General features: G+C 67.6%; 24 protein-coding genes and 1 tRNA gene. 11 read left to right on the top strand and 14 right to left on the bottom strand.

Features of this window, described 5'->3' with window-relative positions:
* Positions 1 to 147: 147 nt before the first annotated feature.
* The 4 genes from PK606_RS12390 to PK606_RS12375 form a co-directional block, all read right to left on the bottom strand.
* Positions 148 to 435, bottom strand: a complete 288-nt coding sequence (locus PK606_RS12390) for a helix-turn-helix transcriptional regulator (RefSeq protein WP_324564418.1) — start codon at positions 433 to 435, stop codon at positions 148 to 150.
* A gap of 133 nt (positions 436 to 568) precedes the next feature.
* Positions 569 to 1,810, bottom strand: coding sequence for a tyrosine-type recombinase/integrase (locus tag PK606_RS12385; RefSeq protein WP_324564415.1), 1,242 nt, complete (start codon positions 1,808 to 1,810; stop codon positions 569 to 571).
* A gap of 204 nt (positions 1,811 to 2,014) precedes the next feature.
* Positions 2,015 to 2,091, bottom strand: a tRNA-Pro gene (locus tag PK606_RS12380).
* A gap of 25 nt (positions 2,092 to 2,116) precedes the next feature.
* Positions 2,117 to 3,046 (bottom strand): polyprenyl synthetase family protein, encoded by a 930-nt coding sequence (locus PK606_RS12375; RefSeq protein WP_324564437.1) that lies wholly within the window; start codon positions 3,044 to 3,046, stop codon positions 2,117 to 2,119.
* 256 nt (positions 3,047 to 3,302) lie between these two features.
* On the opposite strand from PK606_RS12375, the gene rplU reads away from it, so the two are divergent.
* The 4 genes from rplU to proB all read left to right on the top strand — a co-directional run bounded on the left by rplU (position 3,303) and on the right by proB (position 6,307).
* Positions 3,303 to 3,632 carry a 50S ribosomal protein L21 gene (gene rplU / locus PK606_RS12370; RefSeq protein WP_324564413.1) on the top strand — a complete coding sequence of 110 codons (330 nt, stop codon included), beginning with the start codon at positions 3,303 to 3,305 and terminating at the stop codon, positions 3,630 to 3,632.
* A 6-nt stretch (positions 3,633 to 3,638) separates the two neighbouring features.
* Positions 3,639 to 3,902, top strand: a complete 264-nt coding sequence (gene rpmA / locus PK606_RS12365; protein WP_324564411.1) for a 50S ribosomal protein L27 — start codon at positions 3,639 to 3,641, stop codon at positions 3,900 to 3,902.
* A 128-nt stretch (positions 3,903 to 4,030) separates the two neighbouring features.
* Positions 4,031 to 5,092: an Obg family GTPase CgtA gene (gene cgtA / locus PK606_RS12360; protein WP_324564408.1), complete on the top strand. Its 1,062-nt coding sequence runs from the start codon at positions 4,031 to 4,033 to the stop codon at positions 5,090 to 5,092.
* Between the two features lie 54 nt (positions 5,093 to 5,146).
* Positions 5,147 to 6,307 carry a glutamate 5-kinase gene (gene proB, locus PK606_RS12355; protein WP_324564406.1) on the top strand — a complete coding sequence of 387 codons (1,161 nt, stop codon included), beginning with the start codon at positions 5,147 to 5,149 and terminating at the stop codon, positions 6,305 to 6,307.
* A gap of 40 nt (positions 6,308 to 6,347) precedes the next feature.
* Here proB and PK606_RS12350 read toward each other — a convergent pair whose 3' ends face one another.
* On the bottom strand, positions 6,348 to 6,887 hold the full coding sequence (locus PK606_RS12350) for a CNP1-like family protein (RefSeq protein ID WP_324564403.1): 540 nt from the start codon (positions 6,885 to 6,887) through the stop codon (positions 6,348 to 6,350).
* A gap of 8 nt (positions 6,888 to 6,895) precedes the next feature.
* On the bottom strand, positions 6,896 to 7,540 hold the full coding sequence (locus PK606_RS12345) for an RNA pyrophosphohydrolase (protein ID WP_324564401.1): 645 nt from the start codon (positions 7,538 to 7,540) through the stop codon (positions 6,896 to 6,898).
* Between the two features lie 103 nt (positions 7,541 to 7,643).
* On the opposite strand from PK606_RS12345, the gene PK606_RS12340 reads away from it, so the two are divergent.
* Both PK606_RS12340 and PK606_RS12335 read left to right on the top strand, forming a co-directional pair.
* Positions 7,644 to 9,389: a proline--tRNA ligase gene (locus PK606_RS12340; RefSeq protein WP_324564399.1), complete on the top strand. Its 1,746-nt coding sequence runs from the start codon at positions 7,644 to 7,646 to the stop codon at positions 9,387 to 9,389.
* Positions 9,386 to 10,054, top strand: coding sequence for a lytic transglycosylase domain-containing protein (locus tag PK606_RS12335; protein ID WP_324564397.1), 669 nt, complete (start codon positions 9,386 to 9,388; stop codon positions 10,052 to 10,054). The genes PK606_RS12340 and PK606_RS12335 overlap by 4 nt, the downstream gene beginning before the upstream one ends.
* 6 nt (positions 10,055 to 10,060) lie before the next feature.
* Here PK606_RS12335 and paeA read toward each other — a convergent pair whose 3' ends face one another.
* Entirely contained in the window at positions 10,061 to 11,380 is a 1,320-nt protein-coding gene (gene paeA, locus PK606_RS12330) for a polyamine export protein PaeA (RefSeq protein WP_324564394.1), read from the bottom strand.
* Positions 11,381 to 11,607: 227 nt separating this feature from the next.
* Here paeA and PK606_RS12325 point away from each other — a divergent pair, with 227 nt between their 5' ends.
* A complete protein-coding gene (locus PK606_RS12325) occupies positions 11,608 to 12,756 on the top strand; it encodes a YidB family protein (protein ID WP_324564393.1) in 1,149 nt (382 codons plus the stop codon).
* 113 nt (positions 12,757 to 12,869) lie between these two features.
* On the opposite strand, the gene grxD is transcribed toward PK606_RS12325, so the two are convergent.
* The 3 genes from grxD to PK606_RS12310 all read right to left on the bottom strand — a co-directional run bounded on the left by grxD (position 12,870) and on the right by PK606_RS12310 (position 15,064).
* Entirely contained in the window at positions 12,870 to 13,196 is a 327-nt protein-coding gene (gene grxD / locus PK606_RS12320) for a Grx4 family monothiol glutaredoxin (RefSeq protein ID WP_324564391.1), read from the bottom strand.
* Positions 13,197 to 13,374: 178 nt separating this feature from the next.
* The gene (locus tag PK606_RS12315) at positions 13,375 to 13,671 is read right to left on the bottom strand and encodes an H-NS histone family protein (protein WP_324564389.1); all 297 of its coding nucleotides are present in this window, start codon (positions 13,669 to 13,671) and stop codon (positions 13,375 to 13,377) included.
* 76 nt (positions 13,672 to 13,747) lie between these two features.
* Positions 13,748 to 15,064: a hemolysin family protein gene (locus PK606_RS12310; RefSeq protein ID WP_324564386.1), complete on the bottom strand. Its 1,317-nt coding sequence runs from the start codon at positions 15,062 to 15,064 to the stop codon at positions 13,748 to 13,750.
* Between the two features lie 38 nt (positions 15,065 to 15,102).
* On the opposite strand from PK606_RS12310, the gene PK606_RS12305 reads away from it, so the two are divergent.
* Both PK606_RS12305 and PK606_RS12300 read left to right on the top strand, forming a co-directional pair.
* The gene (locus PK606_RS12305) at positions 15,103 to 15,945 is read left to right on the top strand and encodes a symmetrical bis(5'-nucleosyl)-tetraphosphatase (protein ID WP_324564383.1); all 843 of its coding nucleotides are present in this window, start codon (positions 15,103 to 15,105) and stop codon (positions 15,943 to 15,945) included.
* The gene (locus tag PK606_RS12300) at positions 15,942 to 17,207 is read left to right on the top strand and encodes a DUF445 domain-containing protein (protein ID WP_324564381.1); all 1,266 of its coding nucleotides are present in this window, start codon (positions 15,942 to 15,944) and stop codon (positions 17,205 to 17,207) included. The genes PK606_RS12305 and PK606_RS12300 overlap by 4 nt, the downstream gene beginning before the upstream one ends.
* Before the next feature lie 34 nt (positions 17,208 to 17,241).
* Here the strand turns inward: PK606_RS12300 and PK606_RS12295 are convergent, their stop codons facing one another.
* Positions 17,242 to 18,699: a DEAD/DEAH box helicase gene (locus tag PK606_RS12295; protein ID WP_324564379.1), complete on the bottom strand. Its 1,458-nt coding sequence runs from the start codon at positions 18,697 to 18,699 to the stop codon at positions 17,242 to 17,244.
* A gap of 206 nt (positions 18,700 to 18,905) precedes the next feature.
* The gene (gene ypfJ / locus PK606_RS12290) at positions 18,906 to 19,775 is read right to left on the bottom strand and encodes a KPN_02809 family neutral zinc metallopeptidase (RefSeq protein WP_324564378.1); all 870 of its coding nucleotides are present in this window, start codon (positions 19,773 to 19,775) and stop codon (positions 18,906 to 18,908) included.
* 40 nt (positions 19,776 to 19,815) lie between these two features.
* Here ypfJ and pcp point away from each other — a divergent pair, with 40 nt between their 5' ends.
* Positions 19,816 to 20,502: a pyroglutamyl-peptidase I gene (pcp, locus tag PK606_RS12285; RefSeq protein ID WP_324564376.1), complete on the top strand. Its 687-nt coding sequence runs from the start codon at positions 19,816 to 19,818 to the stop codon at positions 20,500 to 20,502.
* A 39-nt stretch (positions 20,503 to 20,541) separates the two neighbouring features.
* Positions 20,542 to 21,441 carry a delta(1)-pyrroline-2-carboxylate reductase family protein gene (locus PK606_RS12280; protein WP_502920839.1) on the top strand — a complete coding sequence of 300 codons (900 nt, stop codon included), beginning with the start codon at positions 20,542 to 20,544 and terminating at the stop codon, positions 21,439 to 21,441.
* A gap of 19 nt (positions 21,442 to 21,460) precedes the next feature.
* On the opposite strand, the gene PK606_RS12275 is transcribed toward PK606_RS12280, so the two are convergent.
* Together PK606_RS12275 and dcd are read right to left on the bottom strand one after the other, a co-directional pair.
* Positions 21,461 to 21,763 carry a hypothetical protein gene (locus PK606_RS12275; protein ID WP_324564369.1) on the bottom strand — a complete coding sequence of 101 codons (303 nt, stop codon included), beginning with the start codon at positions 21,761 to 21,763 and terminating at the stop codon, positions 21,461 to 21,463.
* A gap of 137 nt (positions 21,764 to 21,900) precedes the next feature.
* Positions 21,901 to 22,467: a dCTP deaminase gene (gene dcd, locus PK606_RS12270; protein WP_324564435.1), complete on the bottom strand. Its 567-nt coding sequence runs from the start codon at positions 22,465 to 22,467 to the stop codon at positions 21,901 to 21,903.
* Positions 22,468 to 22,475 lie beyond the last annotated feature (8 nt).

Below are 22,475 nucleotides of genomic sequence, written 5' to 3'. Positions count from 1 at the left end.
TTCCCTTGGGCCCCGGCCGGCTGCCAACCGTCCGGGGTTCGTCTTTTGGGCATGGGCCCGCTCCTTTGAAAAAGAGCGAGGCACTCCTGCGCCAGCGCTGACGTGTGCCGGCCAGGTGGCCGGGGTGAATCGTGGCCATGGGGTGGCCTAGGTCGATTGGTGGGCGTCGACCAGGCTGATCGCCTGCTCCACTGCGGCGAAGCGTTCCGCACGCTTGGCGTGAAGGCGGCGCACCAAGACGCGAATTTCATCCTCGGTCTTGCCGGCGATGCGTGCCGCGTTGATGGCTTCGACTTCGTAATCTGGCCATCCGGAAGACCTTGCCCCGATCTTCACGGGCTCAGTGAATAGCCCGTCCTTGATGGCGTCGTAGACGCTGACGTGTGACTTGTGGCCGGTGGTCGCCTTGACCTCTTGGATGCGAAGAATCGACATGAATACCCTCCGTTGCACGGCGTTGAACGCCTCTGACAATGGGGAGCGTTGCATGGTTGGCACGGGAAACCCAAGGCCAATCTACGGTGATGCCATCCTCATAAAACCTGAGATTCGGCAGGATCAGGCTTGTTCATGCTGCCCGATGCAGCGGCAGCACGTCGACCCCGGCCGCCAGCTTGTCCAAGTAGTCCGCCCAGTCCTGCATCATCTCTGCGCGCTGCCGTAGGTACGTGGTCCGGTTGTAGGCGCGGCCGTTCGCGTCCTTGACCGAATGGGCCAACTGGGCGTCAACGATGGCGGGGTCTTTCTCCAAGCGCTCTGACATCACGGTCAAGGCCGTGGCGCGGAATCCGTGCACCGTCTGCACGTCGCCGCTGTAGCCTAGGGTTTGCAGGGCCGCCCGGATGGTGTTGTCGCTGATAGGACGACCCTTGCCCCGCATGCCGGGGAACACCAGCCCATCCGGCCCCGTGTAGTCGTGCAGCTCGCGCAGGATCGCCACCACCTGAGTCGACAACGGTACGTAGTGCGGTGGTCCGTTTTCCTTGCCGGCCTTGGTGCGCTTCATCCTCTTGGCGGGGATGGTCCACAAGGCATCGTCAAGGTCAAATTCGTCCCATGATGCCGCGCGAAGCTCCGTAGGGCGTTGGAACAGGTAGGGATAGAGTTGGAGCGCCGCGCGCACCACGATGCCGCCCTGATAGCCCCTAATCGCCCGTAGCAGCGGTCCCAGCTTGTCCGGGTCGGTGATCGCGGCATGGTGCTTGCCGGTCCAGACGGGGAGGGCGTCTACCAAGTCGCGGGCAACATTCGCAGGCGCCCGGCCGGTGGCGACAGCGTGACGACATACAGCCTGAGCGGTCGACAGTACGCGGTGCGCCATGTTGAGCGAACCGCGCTTCTCCACGCGCTTGACGACGGCCAACAGCTCGGGCGCGTCGATGTCCTTCATCGGGCGGTCGCCCAGCAACGGGAACAGGTCTTTTAGCAGGTTGCGTAGCTCGCGCTTGCGGTGGTGCTCACCCCACTCGGGCGACTTGACTGCAAACCACTCCGTCCCGACCGTCTTGAACGTGTCGCCACGGTCCGCGATGGCGCGCAGCTTGGCGGCCTTGCGCGCCTGCACCGGGTTGATGCCCTCAGCCTTTTGCAGCTTCGCGGCGTCTCGGGCACGACGGGCGGCGTTCAGGCTGACCACGGGGTAGCTGCCCAGCGACATCCGGCCTTCCTTGCCGTCGCTGTAGGTCTTCCAGAACCAGCGTTTGGAGCCTGCGGGACTGACTTCCAGATACAGGCCGCCGGAGTCGGTGAACCGCGCCCGTTTCTTGTCGGGCGGGCAGGCGGCGTTTCTACAGGCGGCGTCGGTCAGCATGGCGGCTCAGAATCGGCGAACCGGGGTGACTTGAAAGTCGTTCCCCGGTCGGTTTTCCGGGGGTCGATTTTTGCCCCGGTTTTTTCCCCGGTTTGCCTTTGGCTGTGATTGTACGCCTTTGACAGTCCTTGGACGCTAAGTGCCTGATTTACCAATGAAAAAGGCCGCTAACTGTATGTTGTTAGCGGCCTTTGTATGATCCAGTGGTCGGGGTGAGAGGATTCGAACCTCCGGCCTCTACGTCCCGAACGTAGCGCTCTACCAGGCTAAGCTACACCCCGATGGTGCGAACGGCTGCCCAGTGTTCTAGGAGCGCCGCTGCAAAAGCTGAGCCGCCAATTCTAGCAAACTGTTGGTGTACTGGTTCGCCGGCAGTGCCGCAGTTGCGTCGATCGCACGCTGAGCCTGGGCCGCGGCCGCAGCGCGCGCGCGCGCCAGCGCCCCGCAGTGGCGCACGATTTCGGCGATGCGGCCCAACTCGCTGGTGCTGCCGGTTTCGATCGCCTGCCGGATGGTGGCCGACTCGGCCGGTGTCGCGGCCTGCATCGCCAGGATCAGTGGCAACGTGGCCTTGCCTTCGCGCAGGTCGTCACCGAGGTTCTTGCCCATCTCGACCGTGTCGCCGTCGTAGTCGAGCACGTCGTCGATGACCTGGAACGCCGTGCCCAGCGACAGGCCGTACTCGGCACAGGCGTCCTCGAGGTCGGGTGATGCACCGGCCAGCACCGCCGCCAGCCGGCTGCTGGCCTCGAACAGCTTGGCGGTCTTGGAGCGGATCACGCGCAGGTACGCCGCCTCGTCGAGCGAGGCGTCGTGCATGTTCATCAGCTGCAGCACCTCGCCCTCGGCGATCACGTTGGTGGCGTCGGCCAGGATCTGCATCACGCGCATGTTGCCGGTCTCGACCATCATCTGGAACGCGCGCGAGTACAGGAAGTCACCCACCAGCACGCTGGCCGGGTTGCCGAACACCTCGTTGGCGGTGGCGCGGCCGCGCCGCAGCATCGAGTCGTCGACCACGTCGTCGTGCAGCAGGGTGGCGGTGTGGATGAACTCGACCACCGCCGCCAGATTGAAGCGGTGCGTGCTGCTGCAGCCCAGTGCGCCGCAGGTCAGCAGCAGCAGCACCGGGCGCAGCCGCTTGCCGCCGGCGGAGATGATGTAGCGCGCCACTTCGCCGACCAGCGGCACGCCCGAGTCGAGGCGGCGCGCGATGATGGCGTCCACCTCGCGCATGTCGGCGGCGACCAGGCTGAGTGCGTGGTTGGTGGAGGCAGGCGAGGAGGTCAAGGTGGGCGGCCGCAGCGGCGAATCAAGAGGGGTTCCAGAGGCGGCAGGCGAGCGGCCACATGGCCGGGCATTATAGGTTTGCCGGCGTCCTGCCGGCCGCGCCGGTCACCCGTATTTGCCGGTTTGCCTCGACATTGCTACAATGCGCGGTTCCTTCGGAAATCCGTCCGGAGGAAGCTTTTCACTCCAGAAGAGGTTTCACATGTACGCGGTCATAAAAACCGGTGGCAAGCAGTATCGCGTTGCCAGCGGCGAAAAGATTAAGGTAGAACAGATTGCTGCGGACGTTGGCCAGGAAATCACCTTCGACCAGGTGCTGGCTGTCGGCAACGGCAGCGACCTGGCGGTAGGCGCGCCCCTGGTGTCCGGCGCCACGGTGGTGGCCAAGGTGCTCGCCCATGGCAAGCACGACAAGGTGCGCATCTTCAAGCTGCGCCGTCGCAAGCACTATCAGAAGAGCCAGGGCCATCGCCAAGGCTATACCGAGCTCGAGATCGGCGCCATCAACGGCGCCGGCCAGTCCAAGGAGTAACACACCATGGCACAGAAGAAAGGCGGCGGCTCCACACGCAACGGCCGCGACTCCAAGCCCAAGATGCTGGGCGTGAAGGCGTTCGGCGGCCAGACCGTCAGCGCCGGCTCCATCATCGTGCGCCAGCGCGGCACCAAGTTCCATGCCGGCACCAACGTCGGCATCGGCCGCGACCACACCCTGTTTGCGCTGGTCGACGGGCAGGTCTCGTTCACCACCAAGGGTGCGCTGAGCAAGCACACGGTCGAGGTCACGCCGGCCGCGGCCTGATCGGCCCGCGCGCGACACAGCCCGGCTGACCGAAGCCCCGCCCGCGCGGGGCTTCGCCGTTTCAGGGCGCAGGCATCGTGGCAGCGCGCAGCCCGACCGGCACCGGCAGCCCCTACACTTGAGCGATCATGAAGTTCGTCGACGAAGCCTACATCGACATCGCCGCCGGCGATGGCGGCAACGGCTGCGCCTCGTTCCGGCACGAGAAATACAAGGAGTTCGGCGGGCCGGACGGTGGCGATGGCGGCCGTGGTGGCCACGTGTTCGCCGTGGCCGACAGCAACCTCAACACCTTGATCGACTACCGCTACGCGCGCCGGCACGAGGCCAGGCGCGGCCAGCACGGCATGGGGTCGGATCGCTTCGGCGCCGCCGGTGACGACATCACGCTGAAGATGCCGGTCGGCACCGTCCTGAGCGACGCCGAAACCGGCGAGGTGCTGTGCGAGCTCATGACGCCGGGCGAGCAGGTCATGATCGCCAAGGGCGGCGATGGCGGCTTCGGCAACCTGCGTTTCAAGAGCTCGATCAACCGCGCGCCGCGGCAGAAGACGCCGGGCTGGCCGGGCGAGAAGAAGAGCCTGAAGCTCGAGCTCAAGGTGCTGGCCGACGTCGGCCTGCTGGGCATGCCGAACGCCGGCAAGTCGACCTTCATCGCCGCCGTCAGCAACGCGCGGCCGAAGATCGCCGACTACCCTTTCACCACCCTGCATCCCAACCTGGGCGTGGTGCGCGTGGGGCCGGAGCAGAGCTTCGTGGTGGCCGACATCCCGGGCCTGATCGAGGGCGCCAGCGAGGGCGCCGGCCTGGGCCACCAGTTCCTGCGCCACCTGCAGCGCACGCGCCTGCTGCTGCACATCGTCGACATCGCGCCGTTCGACGAGGGGGTCGATCCGGTCGCGCAGGCGCGCGCCATCGTGGCCGAGCTGAAGAAGTACGACAAGGCCTTGTACGAGAAACCGCGCTGGCTGGTGCTGAACAAGCTGGACATGGTGCCGGCCGAGCAGCGCGAGGCGCGCGTCAAGGACTTCGTGCGGCGCTTGCGCTGGAAAGGACCGGTGTTCGAGATCTCGGCACTGACGCGCGAGGGTTGCGAGCTGCTGGTGCAGGCAATCTACCGGCACGTGCGCGCCGAACAGGAGGCGGCGGCGCCGCAAGAGGAACTGGATCCGCGCTTCACCGAGCGCTGAGTTTTCCCTGATGCGGCAGCGGCGCTCGATGCGCGGGCCTTTTCACACAAGCACATGAGCGAAGAGAACGTATCCCGGCTGCTGCAGCAGGCGCGGCGCATCGTCGTCAAGGTCGGCTCCAGCCTGGTGACCAACGAGGGGCGCGGCCTGGACGAGGTGGCGATCGGTGAATGGTGCCGCCAGCTGGCGCTGCTGGCGGTGGGCGACGCGGGCCAGGGTCTGAGCGGCAGGCGCGAGGTGATCATGGTCTCCAGCGGTGCCATCGCCGAGGGCATGAAGCGCCTGGGCTGGCGCCAGCGGCCGCGCGAGGTGGGCGAGCTGCAGGCCGCCGCCGCCGTCGGCCAGATGGGGCTGGCGCAGATGTACGAGACCAAGCTGCGCGAGCATGGCCTGCGCAGCGCGCAGGTGCTGCTGACGCACGCCGACCTGGCCGACCGCGAGCGCTACCTGAATGCGCGCTCGGCGCTGCTGACGCTGCTGGAGTACCAGGTGCTGCCGGTCATCAACGAGAACGACACGGTGGTCACCGACGAGATCAAGGTCGGCGACAACGACACCCTGGGCGCGCTGGTGGCGAACCTGGTCGAGGCCGACCTGCTGGTGATCCTGACCGACCAGCCCGGCCTGTACACCGCCGATCCGCGCCGCGACCCGGCGGCCGAGTTCGTGCACCAGGCACGCGCCGGTGATCCGGCGCTGGAGCGCATGGCTGGCGGCGCCGGCTCCAGCATCGGCAAGGGCGGCATGCTGACCAAGATCCTGGCGGCCAAGCGCGCGGCTGGCTCGGGCGCTTCGACGGTGATCGCCTGGGGGCGCGAGCCGAACGCGCTGGTGCGGCTGGCGTCGGGCCAGCACATCGGCACCGTGCTGGTGGCGCAGACGCAGAAGACGCAGGCGCGCAAGCAGTGGATCCAGGATCACCTGCAGCTGCGCGGCGCGCTGGTCGTCGACGATGGCGCCGCGGCCAAGCTGCGGCGCGAAGGCAAGAGCCTGCTGCCGATCGGCATGACGCTGGTGGAAGGCGTGTTCTCGCGCGGTGACGTGATCGCCATCCGCGATGCGGCCGGCATCGAACTGGCGCGCGGCCTGGCGAATTACTCCAGCGCCGAGGCGCGCCTGCTGTGCCGCAAGCCGTCGAGTGAGATCGAGTCGCTGCTAGGCTACAGCGCCGGGCCCGAGATGGTGCATCGGGACAATCTGGCACTGACGCGCTAGCCGGTGGCGCGCCGGCCAGCCCGCATCGATCCAGCCGTCCTCAGTAGTACAGCGACTGGTTGCCCGACTTCAGCTCGTGCACCATGTCGGACACGGTGGAGCGCAAGACCGTGCCGTTGCACATGCCGTTGCGTGCCAGCCAGTACGGGTGCTGCACCATCACGCTGGACTGCCCGCGCATGCTGCGCCAGCTGCTGTCTTCGTAGCTGGTCCAGGGGTTGCCCTGCGACTGGTGCGCGTACACGCGGAACTCACCGGTGGCGCAGCGGATGCCTTCGTAGGTGGCGTTGACCGCCGACGGCCCCTGCGCCACCACCACGTAGCGGACGATGCCGGTGTCATGGCTGATGCTGATGGTCTTGGGGTCGACACCCAGCTTCACGCTGGCGCCGCGCGAACGCTCGATCTCGATCAGCCCGCTGGTGGCATAGGCCGGTGGTGGTGGCACGGCGTCTTCCTTCCAGTCGGCGCGGTCCAGGTCAGCGTATTGCGCCAGTGCCGGACCGATGGCGGATGCCAATGCCGCCAGCGCGACGCCGGCCAGCAGGCGGCGGGCGTGGATGCGCCCGAAGCTCCTCAAGCAGAAACTCATGATTCGTTGCGGTTCAGGAACGAGCGGCGTGGCATCACGTCGATGCTGGCGTCGGGCGGCAGCTCGAACGGTACCTGGGGACGGCGCGTGTCCTGGGTCTGGATCGGCGCCTGCCGGTTGTCATCGCGCTGGCGCGTGCCGCCGCGCAGGTAGCGGTTACGGTACTCCTGCCGCGGCAGGAAGCGCGCCAGTTCCGTCAGCGCCATCTCGTACACGCCGCGCTTGAACTCGACCACCACGTCCAGCGGCACCCAGTAGTCGTTCCAGCGCCAGGCGTCGAACTCGGGCTTGGCAGTGGCCCGCAGGTTCAGGTGCCAGTCGTGGGTCATCAGTTGCAGCAGATACCAGATCTGTTTCTGGCCCTTGTAGTGACCACGGGCATCGCGGCGGATGTAGCGGTCTGGCACCTCGTAGCGCAACCAGTCACGCGTTCGGGCGACGATGCGCACATGCTCCGGATGCAGGCCGACTTCCTCGTGCAGTTCCCGGAACATCGCCTGTTCCGGGGATTCCCCGCGGTCGATGCCGCCTTGGGGGAACTGCCAGGAATGGGTGCGGATGCGCTTGCCCCAAAATACCTGATTCTTCTGGTTGAGCAAGATGATGCCGACGTTCGGGCGGAAGCCTTCACGGTCAAGCATAATCGAACCCCAAAATCAATAAGTTGTAGCCATTATGCCGCGCGGCAAGCGCGTCGCAAGTGGGCACAAACCCCATCCACGGCGTGGACTCGCGCCGCGATCTATGAAAGCCTCCCAGTTCCTGATTGCCACCTTCAAGGAAGCCCCGTCCGACGCCGAGATCGTCAGTCACCAGCTGATGCTGCGCGCCGGCATGATCAAGCGCCTGTCCGCCGGCATCTACACCTACATGCCAATGGGCCTGCGCGTGATCCGCAAGGTCGAGGCGATCGTGCGCGAAGAGATGAACCGCGCCGGCGCCATCGAATGCACCATGCCGGTGGTGCAACCGGCCGAGCTGTGGAGCGAGTCGGGGCGCTTCCAGAGCATGGGGCCTGAACTGCTGCGGGTGAAGGACCGGCATCAGCGCGACTTCGTCATCCAGCCGACCAGCGAGGAGGCAGTGACCGACATCGCGCGCCAGGACTTGCGCAGCTACAAGCAGCTGCCCAAGAACCTGTACCAGATCCAGACCAAGTTCCGCGACGAGCGGCGGCCGCGCTTCGGCCTAATGCGCGGGCGCGAGTTCATCATGAAGGACGCCTACAGCTTCGACCGCGACGAAGCCAGCGCCAAGCAGAGCTACCAGGTGATGGCGGCGGCCTACCGTGCCATCTTCGACCGCTTCGGCCTCAGCTACCGCGCGGTCGCGGCCGATTCGGGCGCCATCGGCGGCGACCTGAGCGAGGAGTTCCAGGTCATCGCCGCCACCGGCGAGGACGCCATCGTCTACTCGACCGGCAGCGACTACGCCGCCAACATGGAGAAAGCCGAGGCGCTGGCGCCGCCGGGCCCGCGCCTGGCGCCCGCGCAGCCGATGACGAAGACGCCGACGCCCGGCAAGGCAACCTGTGGGGACGTCGCCGAGCTGCTCGGCATTCCGCTGGTCAGCACGGTCAAGTCGCTGGTGCTGGCGACCGATGAGCTGGACGACAAGGGTGAAGTCGCCATGACGCAGGTCTGGCTGCTACTGCTGCGCGGCGATCACGACCTGAACGAAGTCAAGGCCGGCAAGGTGCCGGGGCTGGACAAGGGCTTCCGTTTCGCCACCGTGCCCGAGATCATCGAGCATTTCGGCACCAAGCCCGGCTACCTGGGGCCGATCGGGCTCAAGAAACCAGTGAAGATCGTTGCCGACCGCGAAGTGGCCGTGATGGCCGACTGGGTTTGCGGCGCCAACGAGGCGGACTTCCACATCACCGGCGTCAACTGGGGGCGCGATCTGCCCGAGCCGGACGCGGTGGCGGATCTGCGCAACGTGGTGGCGGGCGATCCATCGCCCGATGGCCAGGGCCAGCTCGCCATCGAGCGCGGCATCGAGATCGGCCACGTGTTCTACCTCGGCACCAAGTACAGCCGCGCCATGGATGCCACCTTCCTCGACGAGGACGGTAAGCCTAAGCCCTTTGAGATGGGTTGCTACGGCATCGGCATCACGCGCCTGCCGGCGGCAGCGATCGAGCAGAACCATGACGAGCGCGGCATCATCTGGCCGGATGCCATCGCACCCTTCACTGTGGTGATCTGCCCGGTCGGCATGGACCGCAGCGAGGCGGTGCGGGCGGCGGCCGAAAGCCTCTACGCGGAGTTGCGCGCGGCCGGTGTCGACGTGATCCTGGACGACCGCGGCGAGCGCCCCGGTGCGATGTTCGCCGATTGGGAGTTGATTGGCGTGCCGCATCGTGTGACCATTGGCGACAAGAGTCTGAAGGACGGCCAGCTCGAGTACCAGCACCGCCGCGATGCCGCGGCCACGCGCGTGCCGGCAGGCGAGATGGCCGCGTATCTGGGGAGCAGGCTGAAGGCGTGAACGAACGCAGCGTGTGGTCGCATCGGGGGCACCAGCCGGACCGGCGCCGCTGGCTCGCCGGTGTCGCGGTGGTGCCGGCTGTGTGGCTGGCGCCGAGCCTGGCCTGGGCCGGTGGCCAGTTGGAGGAACCGCTGGCCGATTCGGTGCGCACCGCGCTCAGCTCGGCGATCGCCAGCGGCGCGCCACCGGTGCCCACCTTCGCGACTACCGAGGCGCGCCTGGCTTACCTGCGCTGGCTGTCCGCCATGAGCGACCGGCTCTACGGCCGCAAGAAGGATCTCAACACCCGCGTCGAGTTCCTGCAGACGGCGTGGTACGAAAGCCGTCGCGCCGGGCTCGATGTCTCGCTGGTGCTGGGCCTGATCCAGGTCGAGAGCGCGTTCCGCAAGTTCGCCGTCTCCAGCGTCGGCGCGCGTGGCTACATGCAGGTGATGCCGTTCTGGAGCCGCGTCATTGGCGACGGCGATCCGGCCAAGCTGTTCCACATGCAGACCAATCTGCGCTTCGGCTGCGTGATCCTGCGCCACTACCTGGACCGCGAGCGCGGCGACCTGTTCATGGCGCTGGGGCGCTACAACGGCTCGCGCGGGCGCGCGCCGTACCCGAACGCCGTGCTCGGGGCGCGCAAGCGCTGGCTGTTCGCGGACGCATCCAGCGTCGCGTAGCACGCGTCAGGAATCCGGCGATGCGCCTGCAGCGGGCGCCAGGTCAGCCCGCGTGACCAGCACCTGGTCGATGCGGTAGTTGTCGACGTCCATCACCTCGAAGCGGTGCTCGCCCCAGACCACCTGGTCGGTGCGGCGCGGCACGCGGCGCAGCATCACCATCAGGAAGCCTGCCAGCGTGTCGTATTCATCGGCGCTTGGCAACTCGTCGAGACCCAGTGCGCGCTGCACGTCCTGCATCGGCGTGTGGCCGTCGATCAGCCAGGAGCCGTCGTCGCGCTGCACGATCGGCTCCTCGTCCTCGGGCCGCACCAGCTCACCCATCACGGTGCTCATGACGTCGTTGAGCGTGATCACGCCGACCACCGTGCTGTACTCGTTGACGATCAGTGCGAAGTCCTCGCGCTGCTGCCGGAACTCCTGCAGCACTTCCGACAGGGTCAGGCTGTCCGGCACCACCAGGATGCGGTGCAGCAGGTCGTCGTCGGTCAGCCGGATCGGCTGCTGGTGCAGCACGCGTTGGAACAGGTCCTTGGCATCCACGTAGCCGAGCACCTGGTCCAGTTCACCGTCGCACACCGGGTAGGTCGAGAACGGCTCGGCCGCGATGCGCGTGCGCACCACCTCGTCGCTGTCGTCGTGGCGCAGCCAGGCGATGCGGTCGCGTGGCGTCATGGCGCTGCTGACCCAGCGGGTGTCGAGCTCGAACACGTTCTCGATCACGTGCTGCTCGGGCCGGTCGATCACGCCGGCCTGGGTGCCGGCCTCGGCCAGCGCCAGGATGTCGTCGGGCGTGATGCGGTCGTCGCGCTGGGTCGGCAGGCCCAGCAGGCGCATGAGCAGGTTGGCGCACTGGTTGTAGAACCAGACCGCCGGCCCCAGCAGCAGCAGCACCTTCTGCATCGGTCCCACCAGCGCCATCGCCAGCCGTTCCGGCTCGGCCAGGCCCAGCCGCTTGGGCATCAGGTCGGAGAAGATCACGAACAGCGAGGTGACGAGTGCCACCGAACCGGCGAACGCCAGCACTGCGGCCGTGCCTTCAGGCAGCCACAGGCGAAGCACGGCCGCGAAATAGGGGCTGAACAGGCCCTCGCCGACGATGCCGCCCAGGATGGCGATCACGTTGACGCTGACCTGCACCGTGGTGAAGTACGAGCCGGGCTGTTCCTGCACCCGCAGCACCTGCAGCGCGCGTGCGTCGCCTTCGTCGGCCAGCTGGCGCAGGCGCAGGCGCCGCGAGGCCGCCAGGGCGATTTCCGCCACCGAGAAGAAGGCCCCGGCCAGGATCAGCAGGACGATGAAGAACAGGCTTTGCGAAAAGCTCATGAGGCATCCGAGGCGCGTGCAGCCGTCTTCACGCCGGTCGACGCAGGGGGAAGCCCGGCAGTGTACACAGCGCACTTGGGGCTGGCCGCCCGTAGGACTGGGATGACATGGGACTGTCGCGCCGCTTCCTATAATTTGGCTCAGCGCGGGCACCGATTGCTGGCGCCGCAACAGACGTGCAGGCGGCGCCGCTCGCCCGGTGATTCACGAACTAGAAAGGTTTCCCCATGTTTGATGTCCTGGTCCGCGAAGCGGGTGCCCGATTTGGGCTGGGTGACAAGGCCTTGCCACTGGTGCAGATGCTGCTGGCCTACATGACCGACAAGAACACCGGCGGACTGGCCGGTTTCCTGGAGAAATTCAAGGCAGCCGGGCTGGGCCCCATCATCCAGTCCTGGCTTGGCGGTGGCCCGGCGGCGCAGCCGATCAGCAACAGCCAACTGGAGACCGCGCTGGGCGGCAGCGGCGGCCTGTTGTCCCTTCTGACCTCGAAGCTGGATGCCGGGCGCGACAACGTGGCTTCGGCTCTGGGCTACCTGCTGCCGGCGCTGGTCGGCAAGATGACGCCCGGCGGCAGCATTCCATCGAGCCTGCCACCCGAGATCCTGAGCATGGCGAACACGGGCCACAGCCTGCTGAGCGCCACGCCGGTGGCCGCTGCTGCCGCGCCGGCGGCCGGTGGTGGCGGCGGGTTCGCCAAGTGGCTGCCCTGGATCATCGTCGCGCTGGCGGCGGTGTTCGGCGTGAGCTATCTGATGAAGGAAAAGGCGGTGGAGGCGCCGCCGGCGGTCGAGTCGACACCGGCCACACCATCGCGTGGCGACTGGGGTCCGGGCCCCTCAAGCACGGCCTCGCCCGCCGCGACTGCGGCCACGGCATCGGCTGCGGCTCCGGCTGCCTCCGAGGCTGCGTCGGCGGCATCGGTGGCATCCGAAGCGACACCGGCATCGGCAGAGCCGCCGAGCGCAGCGCCGAGTTCCGCAGCAGCGACCGGCTCTGCAACTGCCGGCGCCGACGAACCCGCCGGATCGGCCGTGGTTGATCTGATGAGCAATGGCATGCCGGCGCTGAAGGTCTACTTCGATTCCGGCAAGACCGAGGTGCATGCGGACTTTGCCGGCAAGGCGGCCGATCTGGTTGCGTTCATGAAGTCCAATGCCGATGTCAAGGCCGCGATCTCGGGCTTCAACGATCCGACGGGTGACGCGGCCGTGAATGCCGAGCTGTCCAAGAACCGGGCCAAGGCCGTGCAGGCGGCACTGGTGGCCCAGGGGATCGCCGAAGACCGCCTGCTGCTTGAAAAGCCGGCCGAGGCGACTGGCACCGCAGCCAGCAACGCCGCGTCACGCCGGGTGGAGGTGATGCTGCGCAAGTAGGTGAAAGCCTGCACTTACCGCACAAGAAAACGGACGCCCCAGGCGTCCGTTCTTGTTGCTGCGAGCGCTGGGTGCGGTGGCTGGCCGCCCGACCCCGGCTCTCGAGCGTGGCGTCAGGTGCTCGCGTTCACCAGCTGCTGCAGTTCGCCCGACTCGTACATCTCCATCATGATGTCCGAGCCGCCGATAAACTCGCCACGCACGTAGAGTTGCGGAATCGTCGGCCAGTTGCTGTATTCCTTGATGCCCTGGCGGACGGCTTCGTCTTCCAGCACGTTCACGGTCTTCAGCGCGCTGGTTTGGACGCCGATCGCCTTCATGATCTGGATCGCGCGCCCGGAGAAGCCGCACATCGGAAAGTCGGCATCGCCTTTCATGAACAGGACGATCTCGTGGTTCTTCACCGCGTCGTCGATGCGCTGCCTGGTGTTCTGGTCCATCGTGTGATTCCTTCAATGTGAAGCGCGAATTATTCCATCAGTGCCAAGCTCGTGCCAGCGTAGGGTTGGGCGTGCGCAGGCTTCCGCCTGGTTGAACGCAGGTGACGGGTCGAAATGCGCGAGCGCATGAAAAAAGCGCCCACGGGCGCTTTCATGCGGTGAACCAAGGGTTTTCGGTTCAGGCGATCAGGAACGGGGTCCGATCCTTGCCCTCGATCCACTTGGGTTCCTTGCCGCGACCGGTCCAAGTCTGTCCGGTGGCTGGGTCGCGGTATTTTGGCGGTACCTTGCTGCCGGCGCGTGGCGCCCGGGCCGTCCGGCGACCCGATGGAAATACATCGGCAGCCGAGAGACCATATTCCTCGATCACCGCACGTACCTTGGCCACTGCGTCGGCAATCTCCGACTTGCGTGCAGCCTCGATTTGAATCGCCAGTGCCTCTTGTTGTTTCAGCAGTTCCTTGTAGGTTGCCATCTGAATCATACTCCGTTGGTATTTTGACCCGCCAAATATACCATTTCGGAGACGGTTCTCAATATTACTTTATGGATTATTCGGAGTCTGTTTCGTCATCGATCTCGGCGACCACGCGTGCCAGTACCTTGTCGATGCGGCGGCCTTCCAGGCGCGCCACCTTGAATATCCAGCCGGCGCACTCGATTTCATCGCCCTCGGCGGGCAAACGCCCGGTGACCGACATCAGCAGGCCGGCCAGGGTGTTGTAGCGGCCCTTGTCCTCGTGCGGCAGATCATCGATGTTCAGGCGTGCCTTCAGCTCGCTGACCGGCACCAAGCCGTCCAGAATCCAGGCACCGTCGCCCTGCGGCGTGGCCCAGGCTTCGATGTGGGCATCGGGTTTCAGCTCGCCGGTGATCGCCTCCAGCAGGTCGCGGTGCGTCATCAGGCCCTGAACCACGCCATATTCGTCGACGACGAAGATCAGGCGTCCCGACCGGGCGCGCAACTGCTCCAGGATTTCCATGCCGCTCAGGGTTTCGGGCACGAACACGGCCGGTGCCACGTGGGCTTCCAGCAGGGCGTCCGAGTGGTGGCCCAGTTCCAGCAGACGCAGCACGGAAATAATCCCGATCACCTCGTCCAGGCTGTCGCGGCAGACCGGGTACCAGGAATGCGCGTGCTTCTGGCCACGACCGGCGACATAATCCAGCGCTTCGGCCACCGACTGGCTGGCATCGAGCCACTCAATATCGATGCGCGGCACCATCAGCGAGGTCAGCGGCCGATCATCGAGGTGAAACACGTTGCGCACCATCTGGTGTTCATGTTCCTCGATCAGGCCGGCATCCACGCCTTCCTCGAGGCTGGCCGAGATTTCCTCCTCGGTCACGGCACGGCCGCGTGATTCGTCGATGCGCAGCAGCTTCAATACCGCCTTGGTGCACAGCGAGAGCAGGGCGACGAAGGGTTTTGCCGCGGTCGCCAGCCAGGTCATCGGCTTGGCGACCCAGCGCGCCACGGTTTCCGGGAACATCTGACCGATACGCTTGGGCACCAGTTCGCCGAAGACGATGGTGGTGAAGGTGATGATGGTGACCACCAGCGCGGTGGCGGTGATCGAGCTGGCCTTGGCGCTCATGCCGTAGCCGGCCAGCCAGTCGGCCAGCGGGCCGCTGAAGGCGGCCTCACCGACGATGCCGTTGAGCATGCCGATCGAGGTGATGCCGACCTGCACCGTGGACAGGAACTGCGTCGGCTGATCCATCAGGCGGATCGCCGAGCCGGCGCCGCTGTCGCCGCTTTCCTCCATCGCCGCCAGCCGCGCCTTGCGCGATGACGCGATGGCCAGCTCGGACATCGCGAACACGCCGTTGAGCAGGGTCAGGAACGCAATCAGCAGAAAGTCCATGCAGGCCGGGCCGGTCGCCTCGGTGGAAAATGAGCAGCATGGCACTCTACCTGATCGGCGATGTGCAGGGCTGCGACGCGGCCCTGGGGCGCCTGCTCGAGAAACTTGATTTTTCCCCCAGCCGCGACCGCCTGGTGCTGCTGGGCGACCTGGTCAATCGCGGCCCGGCCTCGCTGGCGGTGCTGCGGCGCCTGACGGCGCTGGGCGACGCGGCGGCCTGCCTGCTCGGCAACCACGACCTGCACCTGCTGGTGGTGTCCCAGGGCGTGCACCAGGGGCACCGCAGCGACACGCTGGGCGACGTCCTGCACGCGCTCGACCGCGAGGCCTTGCTGGACTGGCTGCGCCACCGGCCAATGGCGCTGCACGAGCACGGCGTGCTGATGGTGCATGCCGGCGTGCTGCCGCAATGGACGGTGGACAAGACCATGCAGCTGGCCGCCGAGGTCGAGGCGGTGCTGCGCGGCGCCGACTGGCGCAGCTTCATGCGGCAGATGTACGGGAACCTGCCGGACCAATGGGACGACGGCCTGCAGGGTGCGGCGCGGCTGCGCGTGATCGTCAATGCGCTGACGCGGCTGCGCTTTTGCAGCGCCGAGGGGCGCATCGATTTCGACACCAAGACTTTCGCGCCCGACAGCGCGCCGCCTGGCTTCATGCCCTGGTTCGAGGTGCCCGGACGGCGCACGGCGCAGGACGTGGTGGCGTTCGGCCACTGGTCGACGCTAGGCTGGCTGGACCGGCCGGACCTGATCTCGCTGGACACCGGCTGCGTCTGGGGCGGCGCGCTGAGCGCCGCGCGCATCGGCGCCGACGCCTGGCAGCGCGAGCTGATCCAGGTGCGCTGCGAGCAGGCTCAGGCGCCGGGCGGCGTGGCATGAGCCGGGCGCTGCCGCGCGTCCGTGCGCGCGACCCGGCCGGGATGAAGCGCCTGGCGCTCGGCCTGCTGCTGGCCGCCGGCGCGACCTACGCCGTTGCCACCGCGCTGGAGCCGCGCCACGCGGCGTGGGGCTACGTGGCCGCGTTTGCCGAAGCGGCCATGGTCGGCGCCGTGGCCGACTGGTTCGCAGTGGTGGCGCTGTTCCGCCATCCGCTCGGACTGCCGATTCCGCACACCGCCATCATCCCGGCCAACAAGGACCGCATCGGCGAGAACCTGGCCAGCTTTCTGGCCACCCACTTCCTCGCCACCGAGCAGGTGCTGGCCAAACTGCACGAGTTCGATGCCGCCGGCCGTGTGGCCGACTGGCTGTCGCAACCCCGCCATGCCGAGCGCGTAGGCGAGCGGCTGGTGGAGGTCGGACGCTGGGCCGTCGGCGCGCTGGATGACGAGCGCGTGCGCGCCTTCGTCGCCGACCTGGCGCGGCGCGGCCTGGGGCAGGTCGAGGTGGCGCGCCTGTCGGGCCAGGTGCTGGAGGTGATGACGCACGAGCGCCGGCACCAGGAGCTGCTGGACGGCGTGCTGGTGCAGCTGGCCCGGCTGCTGGGCGAGGATTCGGTGCAGGACACCATCACCGAGGCGATCGCGCGCGAGATCAAGGCGCTGAAGGTGATCGGTCTGGACCAGGTCGCCGCACGCCTGGCGACGCGCAAGGTGGTGGTCATCATCGCCCACACCATCATCGACATGGCGGACGACCCCGAGCACCAGCTGCGCCGGCGCTTCGACACCATGGTGGATGATTTCGTCACCCGCCTGCAGCAGGACGAGGCCTTGCAGCAGCGCGGCGAGCGCCTGAAGCAGGAACTGCTGGCCAATCCCGCGCTCGGCAGCTACGTCAACCAGCTGTGGGCCGAATTGCTGGCCTGGCTGCAGGCCGACATGGCGCGCGGCGATTCATCGATCCGCCACACCATCACCCGCGCCGCGCAGACCCTGGGCGAGCGACTGGCGGGCGATGCCGAGGTGCGCGGCTGGATCAACGGCGAGCTGCAGGCGGCCGCGCCGCGCCTGATCGAGCGCTACCGTGAGGACATCGGCCGCTACGTCGTGGCGCGCGTGCGCGCCTGGGATGCGCGCGAGATGACCGACGAGCTGGAGCGCCACATCGGACGCGACCTGCAGTTCATCCGCATCAACGGCACGCTGGTCGGCGGCCTGGTCGGCCTTTGCATCCACACCGTGACGCACTGGTGGGCCTGATCCGCGCGCTTGGCATGGGCCCGCTGTCCCGGGGTCAGCTGGTCGGCTCGGGCGCCTTGTCGGGCGCCTTGAACAGCGCGGCGACCTTGCGCTTGGACTTGATGTTGGCCGAGACATTGCTGCGCGCGGGGCGCGCGGCCTGTTCCCAGTCGGGCGGGCTGTCTGCCGAGTCGGCGGGCGCCTCGTAGGGCTGCTCGAAGAACGGATCCACCTGCGCCGGCGGCGGCGCGGCGCGGCGGCTGGCGTGGCGGCGCTCGCCGCGTTCGCGGCGCGCATCGTCGCGCGTGTCGCCGGTTTCGTCGTCGCGCCAGCGGCGGCGGCCGTCGTTGATGCGCCCGCGCGGCCGTTCCTCGTCGAATTCCAGGGGCTCGAGCTCGATCTTGGTCTTGAGCAGCTTCTCCAGCTCGCCCATCAGGCGCTGGTCGTGCCTGGTGACCAGGGTCACCGCGACACCCGAGGCGCCGGCGCGGCCGGTGCGGCCGATGCGGTGCACGTAGTCCTCGGCGTGGAACGGCACGTCGTAGTTGAACACCGCCGGCACATCCTTGATGTCGAGCCCGCGCGCGGCCACGTCGGTGGCCACCAGCAGATCGACCTCGCCCTGCTTGAAGGCCTCGAGCGACTTCAGGCGCTCGTCCTGGCTCTTGTCGCCGTGCAGCGCGGTGGTCTTCAGGCCGTCGCGCTCCAGTGCGCGTGCCAGCCGCGCGGTGCCCAGCTTGCTGTTGCAGAACACGAAGGCCTGGCCCAGCTGCTTGTCCTTCAGCACCTGGCGCACGGCGCGCCGCTTGTCGTCCTCGTCCAGCAGGTAGAAATGCTGCTCGACGGTGGCGGCGGTGGCGTTGGGGCGGGCCACCTCGATCAGCACCGGGTTCTGCAGATAGCTTTCGGCCAGGCGCTTGATCTCGGGCGAGAAGGTGGCCGAGAACAACAGGGTGGTGCGCTGCCTGGGCAGGTAGTTCAGGATGCGTTGCAGATCCGGCAGGAAGCCGATGTCGAGCATGCGGTCGGCCTCGTCGAGCACCACGTACTCGACCTGGTTCAGCACCGCGGTCTTGGCCTCGATGTGGTCGAGCAGGCGCCCTGGGGTGGCCACCAGCACCTCAACGCCCTTGCGCAGCTCCTCGATCTGCGGCTTCATGTCCATGCCGCCGAACACCACGGCGCTGCGCAGCTGGGTGTACTTGGCGTACTGCTTGACCTGGTCGGCCACCTGCACCGCCAGCTCGCGCGTCGGCAGCAGCACCAGCGCGCGCACCGGATGGCGCGCCGGCGACACCGAGGCGGTCTCGTGCTTGAGCAGGCGCTGCAGCAGCGGCAGCGAGAACGCGGCCGTCTTGCCGGTGCCGGTCTGCGCCGCGCCCATCACGTCCTGGCCGGCGAGCACCGTCGGAATGGCCTGCGCCTGGATCGGCGTCATGGTCTCGTAGCCCATGTCGGCCACGGCGCGCTTGAGCGGATCAGCCAGCGCGAGGTCTGAATACTTGGTTTCCATTAACCCTCTATTGTCGCACCGCAGCAAAAATCGCGTGTGACAAGTTTTGTGGGGTAACCCCGGCGGGTCATTCAGATGGCCGCGGAGCAGGCCAATCCAGCAACAGCCATGCCCGGACCTGCGCCGGGCATCGGCTGTGTCCCCCTTCCCGCGAAGCGCAGCGTAGCGAGAGAAGGGGGAAGCGGCGTCAGCCGCTCAGGGGGATGTCACAGGTTTTGCGTGTTGAAGGTATCGCAGGCCTTGATGCTGCCGGTCTTGAACCCCTGCGCGAACCAGCGCTGGCGCTGGGCGCTGGAGCCGTGGGTGAAGCTGTCCGGCACCACATAGCCCTGGCTGCGCTTTTGCAGCGCGTCGTCGCCGATCCGGGCGGCGGCGTTCATGGCCGATTCGATGTCGCCGTGCTCGAGCCAGTTGCGCGCCTGCTGCGAGCGTGCGGCCCAGATGCCGGCGTAGCAGTCGGCCTGCAGCTCCATGCGCACCGACAGGTTGTTCTGCTCGCGCTCGCTGATGCGCCCGCGCATGCTGTCGACCTTGGCCGTGGTACCGGTGAGCGTCTGAACATGGTGGCCGACTTCGTGCGCGATCACGTAGGCGCGCGCGAACTCGCCCGGCGCGCCGAGCTGGCGCTGCAGCGTGTCGAAGAAATCCATGTCCAGGTACACGGTCTGGTCGGCCGGGCAGTAGAACGGCCCCATGGCCGACTGGCCCATGCCACAGGCGGTGCGCGTGGCGCCGCGAAACAGCGTCAGCTTGGGCTCGCGGTACTGGGCGCCGGCATCACGGAAGGCCTGGTTCCAGACGTCCTCGGTCGAGGCCAGCACGGTGGAGACGAAGGCCGCGCCGCGGTCGTCGGCCGGCGGCGCCTGGCCCGGCGCCTGCTGCACCACCGCCGGGCTGCCGCCACCGCCGCTCAGGATGCCGATGATGGTGAGCGGGTTGATGCCGAAGATCCAGCCGCCGATCAGCGCGATCACGATGGTGCCGATGCCGATGCCGCGCGCACCGAACATGCCGCCCCCGCCGCCGGCACGGCGGTCTTCCACATTGTCCGATCGACGGTTGCCTTCCCACCTCATGGTTCGCTCCTGAATGCGCGCATGCGCTAAATTTCCGGCAATGGTAGCCGCCCCGCGCCCGTCCCGTCCGTCAGACAAGCGCCACAAAATTCCCGTGGTGCTGCTGACCGGCTTCGACGCTTTCGGCGGCGACGCCGTCAACCCCAGCTGGCTCATCGCACAGGCCCTGCAGCGTCGGCAGATCGCCGGTCACCGCGTGGTGGCGGCGCAGTTGCCGACCGTGTTCGGCACCGCCAGCGCGCGCCTGGATGCACTGCTGGCCACGCACCGGCCGGCGCTGGTGATCTGCCTCGGCCAGGCCGCCGGGCGCGCCGCCCTGTCGCTGGAGCGCATCGCCATCAACGTCGATGACGCCCGCATCGCCGACAACGTCGGCGCGCAGCCGGTCGATGTGCCGGTGGTGCCCGGCGCGCCGGCGGCCTACTTCAGCACGCTGCCGATCAAGGCCATGCAGCAGGCGATACAGGCGGCCGGCATCCCGGCCGAGCTGTCGCAAAGCGCCGGCACCTTCGTCTGCAACCACGTGTTCTACGGCCTGATGCACAGGCTGGCCACGGCGCCCGCGCTGCAGCATGCGCGCGGCGGCTTCATCCACGTGCCGCTGCTGCCCGAGCAGGGCGTGCCCGGCCTGCCGCTGGCGCAGATGGTGCAGGGCCTGCGCGTGGGCATCCGTGTCGCCTTGACCACCAGGCAGGATCTGCGCGTGGCAGCCGGCGCGATTCACTGAGCGCGCGTCGGCACGGCCACAATCGGGCCCTTGGACATTCTGCTTGACGACCGACAGACCGCCGCGCGCCTGCCCTGGGTGCCGCTGGTCGATGAGATCCAGGCCTTGCTGCAAGATGCGTCGGTCCAGGTGCCGCCGCGCACCGTGCTGCCGATGGCCGGCGGCGCCTTCCTGTTCGCCATGCCGGGCTGCGACGCCGGCACGGCGATGACCAAGCTGATCACCTTCACGCCCGCCAACCTGGGCACCAGCACGCCGACCATCCAGGGCGACGTCACGGTGTTCGACGTCGCCAGCGGCCGGCGCCGGTTGATCCTGGATGGCCCCACTGTGACCGGGCGCCGCACTGCCGCCGTGTCGGCGCTGGCCGCGCGCTGGCTGGCGCCGAACCTCGCCGGGCCGATGCTGATCGTCGGCGCCGGCGTGCAGGGCTGCGCGCATCTGGAGGTGTTTGCCGCCGCGCTGGGCGTGCGTGATTTCCGCATCGCCTCGCGGCGGCGCAGTGGCGCCGAGGCGCTGGCCAGGCATGCGCAAGGGCTGGGCCTGCGCGCCGAGGTGGTGGGGGATGCGGACGCCGCGCTGGCCGACTGCCCGCTGGTGGCCACCTGCACGCCGGCCAGCGCGGTGGTGCTGCGTGGGCGGCCACGTGACGATGCCTTCATCGCCGCCGTCGGCGCCTTCACGCCGCAGATGGCGGAACTCGACGCCGGGCTGTGCCGCGACCTTGCCGCGCGCGGCCGCATCGTGCTGGATGCGCGCGATGCCGAGCACGAGGCGGGCGATCTGCTGCAGGCCGGGCTGGACGTGCGCCGTGTGCCGGCGCTGGCCGACGTGGTCCGGCAAGGCGCGAAAGCCCGCGCGGATGGCGGGCCGGTGTTGTTCAAGAGCTGTGGCTGGGCCGGATGGGATCTGGCGGCGGCGCGGCTGGCGCTGCGCTGAGGCGCCACCGGCGCGTGTGTCAGCGCGTGTAGTTGACACGCTGCAGCATGTCGCCGCGCACGAACTCGGTGGTGTCGGAGCCACCGTGGTTGGCGTAGAACTGCGAGCCGGACGCTGATTCGAGCTGCCGGCTGAACTGGAAGTCCTGGCCTTTGGCGACTTGGGCCTGGGCCACGCCGACGATGGCGGCCAGCATGAGGGCCATCGCCAGCAGGCAGGCAACGCCAAGCACGATGCGGAACGGGGAAACCAGCCCCTCACCGGTCGTCGTGTGGACCGGCGCGGAGCCATGCAGAGCGGGAAAACCATTGTTCGAAGCCATGGCCCGCATGGTACGAACTGGGGGTTGCCCAGCGTCTCAGCCAGCGCCGCAAGCGCCTGTAGGACAAGCCTGTTGGGCAAATAAGTCACACGCCCGTGGGCCTGGCGGCACAGCCGGCCCACGCCCGCGCCGCCTGCTCAGGCCTTCGGCAGGGTCACGCCGACCTGGCCCTGGTACTTGCCGCCGCGGTCCTTGTAGCTGACCTCGCAGACCTCGTCGCTCTCGAAGAACAGCACCTGCGCGCAGCCCTCGCCGGCGTAGATCTTGGCCGGCAGCGGCGTGGTGTTGGAGAACTCCAGCGTCACGTAGCCTTCCCATTCGGGCTCGAAGGGCGTGACGTTGACGATGATGCCGCAGCGCGCGTAGGTGCTCTTGCCCAGGCAGATGGTGAGTACGTTGCGCGGGATGCGGAAGTACTCCACCGTGCGCGCCAGCGCGAAGCTGTTGGGCGGGATGATGCAGACCTCGCCGGTGAAGTCGACGAAGCTCTTCTCGTCGAAGTTCTTCGGATCGACCACCGTGCTGTGGATGTTGGTGAAGATCTTGAATTCGGGCGCGCAGCGGATGTCGTAGCCGTAGCTGCTGGTGCCGTAGCTGACTATTTTCTTGCCGTCGCGTTCGCGCACCTGGCCGGGTTCGAACGGCTCGATCATGCCGTGCTGCTCGGCCATGCGGCGGATCCATTTGTCGCTCTTGATGCTCATGGGCTTGC

This window comes from Ottowia sp., from assembly GCF_035444425.1.
In the GTDB taxonomy this organism is placed as follows: Bacteria; Pseudomonadota; Gammaproteobacteria; order Burkholderiales; family Burkholderiaceae_C; genus Ottowia.
Note: the sequence above shows the minus strand (reverse complement) of the source record. Positions and strands in the feature narration are given on the sequence as shown.

Coding starts and splice junctions, on each gene's coding strand:
- PK606_RS12390 (WP_324564418.1), bottom strand. CDS start 435: ATGTCGATTCTTCGCATCCAAGAGGTCAAGGCGACCACCGGCCACAAG.
- PK606_RS12385 (WP_324564415.1), bottom strand. CDS start 1,810: ATGCTGACCGACGCCGCCTGTAGAAACGCCGCCTGCCCGCCCGACAAG.
- PK606_RS12375 (WP_324564437.1), bottom strand. CDS start 3,046: ATGCGCGAGGTGGACGCCATCATCGCGCGCCGCCTCGACTCGGGCGTG.
- rplU (WP_324564413.1), top strand. CDS start 3,303: ATGTACGCGGTCATAAAAACCGGTGGCAAGCAGTATCGCGTTGCCAGC.
- rpmA (WP_324564411.1), top strand. CDS start 3,639: ATGGCACAGAAGAAAGGCGGCGGCTCCACACGCAACGGCCGCGACTCC.
- cgtA (WP_324564408.1), top strand. CDS start 4,031: ATGAAGTTCGTCGACGAAGCCTACATCGACATCGCCGCCGGCGATGGC.
- proB (WP_324564406.1), top strand. CDS start 5,147: ATGAGCGAAGAGAACGTATCCCGGCTGCTGCAGCAGGCGCGGCGCATC.
- PK606_RS12345 (WP_324564401.1), bottom strand. CDS start 7,540: ATGCTTGACCGTGAAGGCTTCCGCCCGAACGTCGGCATCATCTTGCTC.
- PK606_RS12340 (WP_324564399.1), top strand. CDS start 7,644: ATGAAAGCCTCCCAGTTCCTGATTGCCACCTTCAAGGAAGCCCCGTCC.
- paeA (WP_324564394.1), bottom strand. CDS start 11,380: ATGAGCTTTTCGCAAAGCCTGTTCTTCATCGTCCTGCTGATCCTGGCC.
- PK606_RS12325 (WP_324564393.1), top strand. CDS start 11,608: ATGTTTGATGTCCTGGTCCGCGAAGCGGGTGCCCGATTTGGGCTGGGT.
- grxD (WP_324564391.1), bottom strand. CDS start 13,196: ATGGACCAGAACACCAGGCAGCGCATCGACGACGCGGTGAAGAACCAC.
- PK606_RS12315 (WP_324564389.1), bottom strand. CDS start 13,671: ATGGCAACCTACAAGGAACTGCTGAAACAACAAGAGGCACTGGCGATT.
- PK606_RS12310 (WP_324564386.1), bottom strand. CDS start 15,064: ATGGACTTTCTGCTGATTGCGTTCCTGACCCTGCTCAACGGCGTGTTC.
- PK606_RS12305 (WP_324564383.1), top strand. CDS start 15,103: ATGGCACTCTACCTGATCGGCGATGTGCAGGGCTGCGACGCGGCCCTG.
- PK606_RS12300 (WP_324564381.1), top strand. CDS start 15,942: ATGAGCCGGGCGCTGCCGCGCGTCCGTGCGCGCGACCCGGCCGGGATG.
- PK606_RS12295 (WP_324564379.1), bottom strand. CDS start 18,699: ATGGAAACCAAGTATTCAGACCTCGCGCTGGCTGATCCGCTCAAGCGC.
- ypfJ (WP_324564378.1), bottom strand. CDS start 19,775: ATGAGGTGGGAAGGCAACCGTCGATCGGACAATGTGGAAGACCGCCGT.
- pcp (WP_324564376.1), top strand. CDS start 19,816: ATGGTAGCCGCCCCGCGCCCGTCCCGTCCGTCAGACAAGCGCCACAAA.
- PK606_RS12275 (WP_324564369.1), bottom strand. CDS start 21,763: ATGGCTTCGAACAATGGTTTTCCCGCTCTGCATGGCTCCGCGCCGGTC.
- dcd (WP_324564435.1), bottom strand. CDS start 22,467: ATGAGCATCAAGAGCGACAAATGGATCCGCCGCATGGCCGAGCAGCAC.